Genomic DNA, 12,699 nt, shown 5'->3' on the forward strand with positions numbered 1-12,699 from the left:
CCCGCGGCGGCTCCCACCGTCAAGCCCGCCCTCGTCAAGAAATCGCGGCGAGACAGCGGCGCATGCGCGCCCGTCTGCCCGTGAACCTGCTTCGTCATCGGGATCCCCCCTGTTCCTGCTTCGCGGCGGTGGCTTCTGCCTGCGAGAGCGCGTCCTCCACCGCCTGCCTGACGCCCGCCGTGGTGATGGTGGCGCCGCTGATCGCGTCGATGCCGGCGCCTTGCGCGGCCTCGATCATGGCGGCGAACCTGCCGTCGCGGATGGCCTCGTAGCCTCCGCGGCTCTGGCTCTCGCCCTCCTGCGCGGTTTCCAAACACGAGATGCGGTTGTCCTGCACGAGCAGCTTGACGGTCACGAGGCCCTCCATCCCTTTGCCCGTGCCCGTGTACACGCCGTCGGCGAGCTCGCCTTCGGCCTTCGCGCCCTGATCGGCCTGAACCTCCTGAGCCCACGGATCGTCCAGGCGCATGGCCAGCTGCTCGGCGCTGGCCGCGTCCTTCGACCCCGAGCCTTCGAATCCCGCGCTGCAGCCCGTCATGCCCGCCGCCAGCACCGCGGCCCCGCATACGGCCGCTGCCGTCCTCTTCATCATCGCTCCTCCTTTTCGCACGCCCTACCGGGGGCTTTCCCAACCGTCGGGAACCGCGTAGTCGTGACACGCGTTGCAGTACATATACGACGATCCATGCGCGCCGTGGCAGTAGCTGCAATCGACGGCCTCGCCCTGATGCGACGCATGCGGGTTCACCCCCGCCTCGCCTCCCCAATCCTCGGTGGCGGCCAACACGCCTTCCCAATCATGGCAGCCGGCCGATGCGCACATCTTCTTGTCGGCCGTCACGCCATGGGTAGTCAGATGCCCCGTCTCGTCAGTGGCGAAATCGCCGCGCACCCACGACAGCCCTTCGGCGACCTGATCGGACAACTTCGCTTCGTGGCACTTCAAACACGTAACGTCGGCGCGCTCGTGGGCGTTCGCCATAAGCGTCGCGTCGTTGAAGTAGCCGTCCACGTAGGCGTCCATCGGATCGTGGCAAACGGCGTTGCAGAAGCTCGGCTGCTCATGCCAAACCCAGAAACCCGCGCCCGCCGCCACGACGACCGCCGCGATCACGCCGACCACGATAGGCCAGCGCCTCCCTCTCCGCTTTCCGCTCGGCTTGCTCTCCTCCATGACCCCTCCTTCTCGGTTTCGCGTCCGCTGCTCCGCGATGCCCTCGGCATCGGATCGCCCGACGCCGCCTCGGCCGAGATGCGACCCTGCGTCCGCTTGCTCCCTCATTAGTTCATCTGCGTTCTTTTTTCGTTTCACAAATGAACTTAATGACCTGCATACTAGCATCCTCGCAGGCAAAGAGGAAGCCGCGGTTGACGGCTTCGCGCGTTTCGTCATCGCATGCCGCGAACGCGCAAGGGCACGGAGGGTTCTCAATCGAAGCCGCATGCGCCTTGCCGTGCGGAGCGCCCGCATCGCATGCCGCTCGCACGGCTCGATCTTGCCAAGTCCTCGAGTTATGCGCATCTCTGACATCGAAAACCGTCGAAATCGACCATGTAGCCGAGTTATGAGCACCTTTTCAGAGGGTTTTTCAAGGCTTGTCTCATGCCCCGCCCAACTCCATCTCTCTCTGAACTGGCATTTTACTGAAGCCGTTTCGAATGTCGTCCCCATCAAGCGTCGATTCACCTGACAGAAGTGCGCATAACTCGGGGACTTGGCTTTTTTCAGGCTTTTCGATGGCAGGAGCGCGGCGCGAGCGAGACGAGCGGCATCTCGCTCGGCAACCGGATGCCGCCCTCGCCATTCGCCGTCCCCGTTCCTCCCCCTCGTTGACGAATCCCTGAAACTGTCTATTGACGCTCCGTCAACCAGGGGCGTATGCTGCGCTCATCAGGGGATCGAACGAAACACGCCGCCATGGCGGCGAACCGCAGGATCGTTCAAGCGAACGGGGCAAGGAGGGCGGCATGGCAACCTCGAACGAGAAGGCGCGCAACGCGGCATCGGCCGAGCGTCGAGCCGACATCGTGGCCGCGGCCCGCGAGCTGTACGAGGAGCAGGGGCTCTCGAAAACCTCCGTGCAGGACATCACCAACCGCATGGGCGTGGCGCGCTCGCTGTTCTACCATTACTTCCCTGACAAGGAGGCCGTCACCTCGGCCGTCCTCGACGACTACGTGGCCGACTTCATCGAGGCCACTCATTACTGGAACGCGCAACGGCACCCGGGCGACATCGAAAGCGCCCTTTCCAGCGTCGTAAAGCTCATGCGCCTCGGCGTGTTCGAGCACGACGCGTTCCGCCGCTCGCTGGCCTCGCACGAGAACGCGGCGCTTTACATCGACTTCGTGAACCGCGTGGCCGACCGCGTGGCCACGTACATCGTGGACACCACGGTGCGCGACTACGGCGCGCTGCACGAGATACGCATCGAGCACGTCTACGAGACGTTCTACGTGCTCATCTTGGGCATCGTCGGCTACCTGCGAACGCATCCGGACGTCGACGACGAGGTGCTGAAAGATCTCATCGCCCAAACGCTGCACATGGACCGCGGCGCGAACGGCGCACCCGAAAGCGGATAGAACCTGCGCAGGCGAACCCGCATGCAACGGTATCGATAATCTCATCTGAAGAAACAGCAGGCCGGAAGGCGGCCTGTGCGAAGCGTACCCTGAAGAAGGAGGGTGTCATGTTGTTCCAAGTCTACGGGGAGAACGCCCTGTACCAATGGCTCGGCTGGGCCATCGTGTTCATCGGGTTGATCCTCATCAACGAAGTGGCGCGCCGCACGAAGGCGGGCGGCGTGTTCTGCTTCATCGTGCTGCCCGTCGCGTTGACGGCGTACTTCGTCGCCATTTCCATCGGCGCCGGCATCGGCCAGCAGTGGGCGCTCGACAACCCCACGCACGTGCACATGAACAGCTGGTTCCACTACGCGAAGCTCTACGCGGCCACCATCGGGTGCATCGGCTTCATGGCCATCAAGTACTCGTGGGGCGCTATCGGCAAGGCGCACTGGTTCAAGTGCTTCCCGTTCGTCATCGTGGCCATCAACATCCTCATCGCCGTGGTCAGCGACTTCGAGAGCGCCATCCGCGCCTGGGGCACCACCTGGGTGTCCTCCGAGGGCGTCACGCTGTACGGCGGTTGGCACAACGTGTTCAACGGCGTGGCGGGCATCATCAACATCGCCTGCATGACCGGCTGGTTCGGCATCTACATTTCCAAGAAGCGCCAGGACATGCTGTGGCCGGACATGACCTGGGTGTTCATCATCGCCTACGACCTGTGGAACTTCTGCTACACCTACAACTGCCTGCCCACGCACTCCTGGTACTGCGGCCTGGCCCTGCTGCTGGCCCCCACCGTGGCGGCGTTCTTCTGGAACAAAGGCGGCTGGATCCAGAACCGCGCGTTCACACTGGCCATCTGGTGCATGTTCGCCCAGTGCGTGCCGGCGTTCCAGGACTACAGCGTGTTCAGCGTGCAGTCGGTGAACAACCCGAACGTGAACCTGGCCGTGTCCGTCATCGCGCTTCTGGCCAACATCGCCGCGTTCGCCTACATCATGTACCGCGCCAAGAAGCTCAAGGTGAACCCGTACATGAACGAGGTGTTCGCCGGCACGAAAGACTACGACAAGGCCATGGCGCGCCGCGCCACCCCCGCGGAGCTGGCGGAATCGTAAGAAACCAGAAACCGATCCATGTTTGGGAAGCGGCCCGCAAGGGCCGCTTCTTTTTCGTCCGCCGACGCGTCTCGGCTTGCTACAATGAGGTTTCGACCGTACAGTGCGCGAAGAGGAACCTATGCAGTCCATACCCCAGCTCGTCAACGACCTCGCCTTGCTGCTCGCCGTGGCGGCGGTGGCCACCATCGTCTGCCGGCGTTTCAAACAGCCGCTCGTGCTGGGGTACGTGGTGGCCGGATTCCTCGTGAGCCCCGCTATCGGCTGGATCCCCAACATCGTGGAGACGGCCGACGTGTCCACCTGGTCGCAGATCGGCGTCATCTTCCTCATGTTCGGCCTGGGACTGCAGTTCAGCGTGGTGAAGCTGACCACCGTGGGCCGTCCGGCGCTCGTCACGGCCGTCGTGGAGATGTCGCTCATGATAGCGGCAGGGTTCGCCTGCGGCACGCTGCTTGGCTGGTCGCCGTCAACCAGCCTGTTCCTCGGCGGCATGCTGGCCATCTCGTCGTCCAGCATCATCGTGAAGACGTTCGGCGAGCTGGGCCTGCGCACCAAGGCCTTCGCCCAGCTCGTGTTCGGCGTGCTGGTCATCGAGGACATCGCAGGCGTGTTCCTGCTCGTGGTGCTGTCCACGGTGGCGGTCAGCGCGTCGGTGGACGGCGGTGCGGTGGCCGTGCGTATCGGACGCATGGCGCTGTACCTCGTGGTATGGTTCGCGCTCAGCGTCATCCTCGTGCCGAGCGCCCTCAAGCGCCTGCGTTCCGAGCTCAACGACGAGATCCTGCTCATCGCGTCCATCGCGCTGTGCTTGGGGATGGTGGTTCTGGCCGACGCCATCGGGTTCTCTTCGGCGCTGGGCGCGTTCCTCGCCGGATCCATCCTGGCCGGCACCGTGCAGGCAAAGCGCGTCGACGCGCTGTTCAAGCCCATCAAGGATCTGTTCGGAGCCGTGTTCTTCGTATCGGTGGGCATGCTGGTCACACCCGCGGCCGTGACGGAGAACCTGGGAGCCATCGTCGTCATCGCCTTGGTGGCCATCATCGGACGCTCGCTGTTCTGCGGGTTGGGCGCTCTGTTGTCGGGGGCAACGCTGAAAACCTCGGTGATGAGCGGGCTCAGCCTGGCGCAGATCGGCGAGTTCTCGTTCATCATCGCCGCGCTAGGATCGGCGACGGGCGTGACTCCCGACTTCCTCTACCCCGTCATCGTCACCGTGTCGGTGGCGACGACGCTCGCCTCGCCTCTTCTGGTGAAGAATTCCGAACGCATCTACCACCTCCTCGTGCGCGTCTTGCCCGAAAGCCTGTTCGCACTGCGCCATGAGCATCTGGAGCGCGCGCAGGAAGAGGACGGCGAACCGAACTTATGGGTGGACTACCTCAAACGCTGGACGCTCAAGCTGGGGCTCGTGGTGCTGGCCGGCATCGCATCGGTGGAGGTGCTCATGAACACGGCCCTTCCTTTGCTGTCGGGTTTCGTGCCGGAGGCCGTTCTCAACCCGTTGCTTGCCGCGGTGGGCATCTTCGTGACGGGACTGTTCCTGTCGAACCTGTTCTACACGGGACGAAAGAACGAGTTCGGCGTGCTGTGGATGAAGAGCCGTCGAAACCATGTGCCGTTGGCCGTCCTGATGCTGGCGGGCGGCGCGGCGTCCTGCGGCGTGGTGGCCTACATCGTGCATGCGGCCGGCGCGCGCCAATCGGTGTGGATGTTCGTTCTGGCGGCGACGTGCTCGCTGTTGCTCGCGCGCTCGCGCACGCTGCATTCGTGGTTCCTCAAGCTGGAGACGAGCTTCGTCGGCAACCTCAACGAGTCCATCCTGGCCGAGCGCCTGGCGGAATCCGACGAGGAGGAACGCGCCGGGTGGGTGGAGGAGCGCCTGTACGTGGTGGAGGTCGAAGCGTCGCGCACGCTGCGCCGATTGGGCGCCGAGCGGTCGAGCGACTTCCTGTTCGGCATAGCGCACAACCTGGATCTCATGGCCATCGAGCGCGAGGGCGTGCGCATGGGATCGCAAGCGCTCGCGCGACTGACCAAGGAGGAGCTTGTGCGGCGCATCAACGACCCGGCCGACCCGCTGGGCATACGCGAGGGCGACGTGCTGACGTTCCTCGGCACCGAGAACGAGGTGGACGCCTACCTGCAAACCCTGCTCAAGGAGGACTCCATCGACGAGGCCGATGCCGTCAGCGCATCGTTCGACGAGTACGCGGCCGCGCACCCCGACAAGTTGGATCTCGCATGCGTGTCGCTTTCCGTGGAAGCGGGCTCGCCCTTCGCCGGCAAGACCATCGGCGCCGTCGATTTCAAGGGCTCCTTCGGCTGCCTCGTCGTCGCACACGAGCATGAGAAGCTGCTCAAGATGAAGCCGAGCCGCAACACGCGCCTGTTCCCCGATGACCGCATCTGGCTCGTGGGCGAAACGGCGGCCGCCCAAGCGCTACCGGAAAAAGACGGTGCCGCATGACCGGAGCGCGAAGATCCATGCACTTGGCAGATAGGTACAAGCGAGAAGGATTCGACATGAGCCAGCCATCCGCATTCGAACAAGTTTGTTTCGTAGCCTTTTTCGCAACCTTGCCACTCTACTCCCCGAACATGATATTCAGCCCCGACTTGGCAGGCTTCGACTTGGCCATGCCGTATTTCGTCCACTCCACGTTGGCGAGCGCCATGGTCGCCGGCATGGCAGCCGCGTGCATCGCGCTGTGCGCGAAAGAACCAAGTCGGATAACATTCCTAACTCCTCTTCGAATGACGATCGTCGCGCTTCTCTACCTGACGGGGCTTTTCCTGCTCTTCGCTTCCCTTCTTCTCCCCGGAGTTCCGGTCGAATTGTGCTCCTTGCTCGGAGGAACGCTCTGCGGAACGACGACCTTGCTCCTTTGCATCGCTTGGGGAAGCGTATTCTCCACCCTCACGTTCCGGGAAGCCCTCATTCGCCTGAGCGTCCTGCTGGCCATCTGCGCGCTCATCAATACGGGATTCGTTTACATGGGTCCCGAAACCGGGGTCGCGAGCTTTCTTCTGCTCAGCATTCTCGGACTCGTGCCCCTGCTGATCCGCTCTACGCACGGCGAGTTCGTTCGCCTGCTGAACGTGCAACGCGATGCGAAAAGCCAAGATTCCACCGTGTTCCACTCCTTCTTCTCGGTCGCCCTCGGTCCGTTCGTGGGTTTTTTGCTGTTCGCCTTGACGATGGCGGTACGCAAGATCGCGGTTTTCGGCAACATGTACGCCGAAAGCATCGGCACGATCCTCGCCGTCGTCTCGGTTCTGCCTTTATGGCTTAGGAAGTCGGACAAGCCTCTTTTGCCGTTCGTGTTCCAAATATACCTGCCCATCTTCGCCGCCATATTGTTGTTTCTCAGCAGCTTCCCCACAGGTCATGCGGTGCACAGCATCGGCATGATCGGCATTTACGTGTTCTTCGGCGCTATAGGGGTGCTTGCGCTGGCCTCGTTCTGCGCGATCGCGCACGCGCAAGAGTTCTCGGTGCCTCTGATCTTCGGTAGCTCGATCTCCGCTTTTTGCTTGGTTTCGATCATCGGCTTGCATTTCGGCGATCTTGCGGGCATCAGCGGGAACGAGGAAGCAGTATTGCTTGCGCTTTCCACCCTGTACTTCATCTCGTTGGTTCTGGTGCCCAATATACGCTCGTGGAAAACAATGTACCTCCCTTCGCAGCAGGCGAACAAGCCGAACCTGCTGTCGGACTTGGAAACATGCTGCAATCGGGTTGCCGACAAGGGCGGCCTGTCGAAACGCGAGAGAGAGGTGCTCTTGTTCCTAGGGCGCGGCTACTCCCCCGCCTACGTCGCAAAGAAGATGTTCTTGTCCGACTCCACCGTCCGCTCCCATATCAAGAGCATCTACAAAAAGCTGGACATCCACTCGCGCGAGGACCTTCTGCAGCTTATAGAAAACGAGAACGAGCCGTCTTCGATGACGGATTTCTAAAACCGGAGACTCGTCGCCCAAGCAGCTTCGCTCCGGCGAACCGGCGAACGCCATAAGCGTTTCACCTCGTGTTTTGCGTAATTCCCCAAAAACCGCGATGCTTTCCAGGCGCTTTGCAAGGACTCTTTTCCCAATTCCCTCAATATCGCGATTCCGAAAAAGAAGCGGTTTGCGTAGTCTTTGCCTTGCTGCCCGGCTTGAAGGCAAACCGACCGGCAGCATCTTTCGTGTTAGCTGTTGAGATGAACGGAGAGAGGGATGGATAGGCGTAGTTTCATCAAAGGCGCAGCGCTTGCTGGCGTAGGAACCGTAGGAGCGGGTTTCTTGGCGGCGTGCTCGCCGAACGGAAAAACGGACAGCGACAAGTCCGATGAGAAGAACGTATCCGACGGCAGCGCGACGGAGGGCGCAATCTCTTGGCGGACGCCGCAAGATTACTCCGCGCAAGCAAGCGAAGCCGGTGATTACGATGCGGTCGTGGTGGGCCATGGGTACGCGGGCGTAACCTCGTGCCGAGAGCTGTCCGAGCAGGGTTACCGGGTCGCCCTTCTCGAGTTCCAACCCGAAGAAACGTACATGGCAACGGGCAACGAGAGCTGTGGCGTCAACTCGAACCTTGTCAACAAGATCACCGAAGGCAACCAGTACCATGATGTCGACCCGGTCGAGTACTACCAGAATTGGATGACCATGATCGGCAACCAGGGCAACCCCGGGCTCATCATGAGGTACTGCCAGAACATGGGCGATAACATCGATTGGTACTACGACAGCCTGACCGATTCGGACATCGCCACCTTGAGCCATAGCGGATCCCCCGCAGCAGGCGAAACATGGCCGCACCTGCTGCCCAATATCGGACCCATCAAGTTCTACCCCGGCGTCATATCCGCATATGCGGAAGAGTGTAATCAGACCAAGATCCAGGGATACAACCGCGAAAAGGCGAAAGCCGCAGGAGCGGAGTTCTTCTTCAACACGCGGGGACTGCAGATCCTGCAGGACAATGGCAAGGTGTCCGGCGTCATCGCCGAGAACCGGGCCGACGGGTCGTACCTCAAGTTCAGCTGCAAGGCCGTGGTGGTGGCCACGGGCGGCTTCGCCTACAACGAGGAAATGCTCAACGACCTGATGCCCGACATCAAGAACAACATGATCGAGGGAGAAGCTTGGAAAGATGCCTTCGGCAATGAAAGGTTCGTCGGGGACGCCTCGAATTGGCAGTATCAAGGCGACGGCATCAAGATGGCTCATTGGGCGGGAGCTCATTTGGAGAGCATCATCCCCGGCATGAACGCCAAGCACATCCAAGCACCCACTTCTATGAACAACTTCCCTCAAGCTGTATGGGTCCGCTCCGATGGCAAGCGCTTCATGAACGAGTTCTACCCCGTTGTCGAGCAGCGCGGCGTGCCGAACGTGTATCTGCCCCGAGAGCCCATCTCCTGCGTGTTCGATTCGAACTTCCCCGAGTACCGCCAGTACACCGTGCCGCAACACGGCATGTTCAGCCCGACAACGTCCGCGATCGAAGAGCTAAAAACAGGCATGGACAAGGCTTATCAGAAGTTCAAGGGAACCTGGGTCGAGCCCGAATCCTCCAAGGAGGACAACCAGGCTGGAGCGATGTTCGCAGCACCGGAATTCATCGCGGACGACACGCTGGAGGGCCTGGCGAAGCAGCTCGGGCTCGAAGGCGATGCTGTCGAGACGTTCGTCGCGGAAATCGAGAAGTACAACAAGTTCTGCGAATACGGCATCGACGAGGATTTCGGTCGCTACGCGGAAGTGCTCTTCCCCGTCAAGGATGGTCCGTTCTACGCGCTCGCGGGCAATCCGGGACTTGGCGAGATCATGAGCACCTGCGGCGGAATCATCACCAACGCAGAGCAGAACGCCCTCGATGCCAACTTCGAGCCGATTCCCGGCCTGTACGTTTCCGGCAACGATTGCGGTCGTCGTTTCGGCGTGGAATACATCACCCCCACGCCCGGCGTAAGCCTCGGCATGGCCATCGTGTTGGGCCGCGAAGCGGGCAAGAGCGTTGCCAAGTACCTTGAGACGGTCTAGCTGCTCCCAACAGAGCCGGCACATCGCGCGACCTGTTTTGCAGCATACAGTTTGAAACAAGCTGTCCAAGCTTTCAAAAAGGGCTCCGTCAACAAGATGGAGCCCTTTTCGCACCCTCTCACTGAAGGTTTCGCGTCCCGTCGCACTCGCAACTCGACGCCGAACGCGAAAGGGCCCGCAGCGCGATGCTGCGGGCCCTTCGATCATGCGAGGTCTCGGACGGAGGCTACTTGTCGCGGCCGTCGCCCATCTTCTCGGCCAGGGCGGCCTGACCGGCGGCCAGACGGGCCAGCGGCACGCGGTACGGGGAGCAGCTGACGTAGTCGAGGCCGATCGTGTGGAACGTCTTCACGGAATCGGGATCGCCGCCGTGCTCGCCGCACACGCCGCAGACGAGGTCGGGGTTGCCCTTGTGGCCCAGCTCGACGCCCATCTCCACGAGCTTCGCCACGCCCGGATCGATGGTGGCGAAGGGGTTGTAGGGCAGCAGGCGCTCGGCCAGGTACTGCGGGACGAACTCGGCCTCCACGTCGTCGCGGCTGAAGCCGAACGTCGTCTGGGTCAGGTCGTTCGTGCCGAAGCTGAAGAAGTCGGCAACCGCGCCGATTTCGTCGGCCGTGACGGCAGCGCGCGGCAGCTCGATCATCGTGCCCACGGGGATGTCAAGCTCGACGCCCTGCTCGGCGGCGACTTCGGCGATAGTGTCCTCGGCGACCTTGCGCAGCTTCTCGAGCTCGGCCACCACGGACACGAGCGGGATCATGATCTCGGGCTTCGGGTTCAAGCCCTCTTTCTGCAGCTCGGCGCAGGCGGTGGCGATGGCGCGCACCTGCATGACCGGCAGGATGGGGTACACGATGCCCAGGCGGCAGCCGCGCAGGCCCAGCATCGGGTTCGCCTCGCTCATGCCGTCGATCTGCTCCATGAGCATGCGCTTCTCGGCGATGAGCGCCTTATCGCCGCCCGCGGCCTCGAGCTTGGCGATCTCCACGTCGAGCGCGCGGGGGCTCTCCAGGAACTCGTGCAGCGGCGGGTCGAGCAGGCGCACGATGACCGGCAGCCCGTCCATGGCGCGGAACATGCCCAGGAAGTCGCCCGTCTGGGCGGCCAAGAGCTCGCCCACGGCCTTCTCGCGCACGGCCGGATCCTCGTTGAGGATGAAGGTCTGGATGATCTGCTTGCGGTCGCCCAGGAACATGTGCTCGGTGCGACACAGTCCGATGCCCTCGGCGCCGAAGCCGCGGGACAGCTCGGCGTCCTCGGGGTTGTCGGCGTTGGCGCGCACGCCCAGCGTGCGGAACTCGTCGGCCCACTCCAGGATGGTGTCAAGGTCGCCCGTCATCTCGGGCAGCACGAGCTCGACCGCGCCCAGCACCACGGAGCCGGTGGTGCCGTCGATGGAGATCATGTCGCCTTCCTTGATGACGATGTCGGTGCCCACGACGCTGGCCTGCTTCTTCTCGGCGTCGATGCGCAGCGCCTCCACGCCGCAGACGCACGGGGCGCCCATGCCGCGGGCGATGACGGCCGCGTGCGACGTCTTGCCGCCGTGCGAGGTGAGGATGCCCTCGGCGGCGATCATGCCGGCGAGGTCGTCGGGGTTCGTCTCCCAGCGCACGAGCACGCACTTGCGGCCCGCCTCGGCCACGGCCACCGCGTCGGCGGCGGAGAACACGGCCTCGCCCACGGCGGCGCCGGGGGAGGCGTTCAGGCCCTTGGCGACAACGTCGTAGGAGGCGTTCTTGTCGAACTGCGGGTGCAGCAGCTGGTCGAGCTGCTCGGGATCGACGCGCATGACGGCCTCCTCCTTCGAGATGAGGCCCTCCTTCTCCATCTCGATGGCGATGTGCAGCGCGGCGGCGGCGGTGCGCTTGCCCACGCGGGTCTGCAGCATCCACAGCTTGCCCTGCTCGATGGTGAACTCGATGTCGCACATGTCGCGGAAGTGGTTCTCGAGGGTGACGAACACCTCTTCGAGCTCGCGGCCGGCCTCTTCCAGACCGTCCACGTCCTTGAGCTCGGCGATCGGCGAGGTGTTGCGAATGCCGGCCACGACGTCCTCGCCCTGGGCGTTCACCAGGTAGTCGCCGTAGAACTCCTTCTCGCCGTTGGCGGGGTTGCGCGTGAACGCGACGCCCGTGGCAGAGGTGTTGCCCTTGTTGCCGAACACCATGGACTGCACGTTGACGGCGGTGCCCAGATCGTCGGCGATCTTGTTCTGCTTGCGGTACAGCGTGGCGCGCGGGTTGTTCCAGCTGCCGAAGACGGCCTCGATGGCCAGCTGCAGCTGCACGCTGGGATCCTGCGGGAACTGCACGGCACCGTCCACGACGAGGCTCGGATACGCCGCTGCATCCACGTTCTCGGCGAAGATCTGCTTGAACTCGGCCACGAGCTCCTGCAGGTCCTCGGCGGTGAGATCGGTGTCGGACGCCGCGCCGCGAGCGTGCTTCATAGCCGTGATGGCGTTCTCGAACAGGTCGCCGTCGAGGTTCATGACCACGTTGGAGAACATCTGGATGAAGCGACGGTAGGAATCCCAGGCGAAGCGCGGGTTATCGGTCTGCTTGATCAGCCCGTTGATGGACTGATCGTTCAGGCCGAGGTTGAGGACGGTATCCATCATGCCCGGCATGGACATGGGGGCGCCGGAACGCACGGACACGAGCAGCGGGTCCTCCGCATCGCCGATCTTCTTGCCCATGCGGGCTTCGAGATCCTCGCGATACTCCTGGATGGTGCCGAGCGCGCCTTCGGGCCACGCGTTGCCCGCATTGGCGTACTCCATGCAGGTCTGGCACGTGATGGTGAATCCGGGAGGCACGGGCAGCCCGATGTTGGCCATCTCGGCGAGGTTCGCGCCCTTGCCGCCGAGGATCGCCTTCATGCTGGTGTTGCCCTCAGTTACGTTGTTGCCCTGCGCGTCCTTGCCGAACGCATACACTCGCTTGACTTCTTCAGTCACCTTTTTCTC

8 protein-coding genes are annotated in these 12,699 nt (G+C 62.9%); 5 read left to right on the forward strand and 3 right to left on the reverse strand.

The window, feature by feature from the left end:
• Positions 1-94: 94 nt before the first annotated feature.
• The gene (locus GT590_RS05905; protein WP_086414614.1) at positions 95-592 is read right to left on the reverse strand and encodes an FMN-binding protein; all 498 of its coding nucleotides are present in this window, start codon (positions 590-592) and stop codon (positions 95-97) included.
• Positions 593-613: 21 nt separating this feature from the next.
• On the reverse strand, positions 614-1,174 hold the full coding sequence (locus tag GT590_RS05910) for a cytochrome c3 family protein (protein ID WP_086414615.1): 561 nt from the start codon (positions 1,172-1,174) through the stop codon (positions 614-616).
• A 794-nt stretch (positions 1,175-1,968) separates the two neighbouring features.
• On the opposite strand from GT590_RS05910, the gene GT590_RS05915 reads away from it, so the two are divergent.
• The 5 genes from GT590_RS05915 to GT590_RS05935 all read left to right on the forward strand — a co-directional run bounded on the left by GT590_RS05915 (position 1,969) and on the right by GT590_RS05935 (position 9,725).
• Positions 1,969-2,586: a TetR/AcrR family transcriptional regulator gene (locus tag GT590_RS05915; protein ID WP_009304476.1), complete on the forward strand. Its 618-nt coding sequence runs from the start codon at positions 1,969-1,971 to the stop codon at positions 2,584-2,586.
• A 107-nt stretch (positions 2,587-2,693) separates the two neighbouring features.
• Entirely contained in the window at positions 2,694-3,692 is a 999-nt protein-coding gene (locus GT590_RS05920) for a DUF5692 family protein (protein ID WP_009304477.1), read from the forward strand.
• 121 nt (positions 3,693-3,813) lie between these two features.
• Positions 3,814-6,162, forward strand: a complete 2,349-nt coding sequence (locus tag GT590_RS05925; RefSeq protein WP_009304478.1) for a cation:proton antiporter — start codon at positions 3,814-3,816, stop codon at positions 6,160-6,162.
• Between the two features lie 410 nt (positions 6,163-6,572).
• Positions 6,573-7,655: a response regulator transcription factor gene (locus GT590_RS05930; protein ID WP_227100869.1), complete on the forward strand. Its 1,083-nt coding sequence runs from the start codon at positions 6,573-6,575 to the stop codon at positions 7,653-7,655.
• A gap of 258 nt (positions 7,656-7,913) precedes the next feature.
• Positions 7,914-9,725 carry an FAD-dependent oxidoreductase gene (locus GT590_RS05935; RefSeq protein WP_009304480.1) on the forward strand — a complete coding sequence of 604 codons (1,812 nt, stop codon included), beginning with the start codon at positions 7,914-7,916 and terminating at the stop codon, positions 9,723-9,725.
• Positions 9,726-9,951: 226 nt separating this feature from the next.
• On the opposite strand, the gene ppdK is transcribed toward GT590_RS05935, so the two are convergent.
• A complete protein-coding gene (gene ppdK / locus GT590_RS05940; RefSeq protein ID WP_009609124.1) occupies positions 9,952-12,690 on the reverse strand; it encodes a pyruvate, phosphate dikinase in 2,739 nt (912 codons plus the stop codon).
• Positions 12,691-12,699 lie beyond the last annotated feature (9 nt).

It is taken from the genome of Eggerthella sp. BIOML-A1 (assembly GCF_009875595.1).
Lineage (GTDB): Bacteria > Actinomycetota > Coriobacteriia > Coriobacteriales > Eggerthellaceae > Eggerthella > Eggerthella lenta.

Excerpts from the sequence above, each read along its gene's own strand:
- GT590_RS05905 (WP_086414614.1), bottom strand. The coding sequence starts at position 592 with ATGATGAAGAGGACGGCAGCGGCCGTATGCGGGGCCGCGGTGCTGGCG.
- GT590_RS05910 (WP_086414615.1), bottom strand. The coding sequence starts at position 1,174 with ATGGAGGAGAGCAAGCCGAGCGGAAAGCGGAGAGGGAGGCGCTGGCCT.
- GT590_RS05915 (WP_009304476.1), top strand. The coding sequence starts at position 1,969 with ATGGCAACCTCGAACGAGAAGGCGCGCAACGCGGCATCGGCCGAGCGT.
- GT590_RS05920 (WP_009304477.1), top strand. The coding sequence starts at position 2,694 with ATGTTGTTCCAAGTCTACGGGGAGAACGCCCTGTACCAATGGCTCGGC.
- GT590_RS05925 (WP_009304478.1), top strand. The coding sequence starts at position 3,814 with ATGCAGTCCATACCCCAGCTCGTCAACGACCTCGCCTTGCTGCTCGCC.
- GT590_RS05935 (WP_009304480.1), top strand. The coding sequence starts at position 7,914 with ATGGATAGGCGTAGTTTCATCAAAGGCGCAGCGCTTGCTGGCGTAGGA.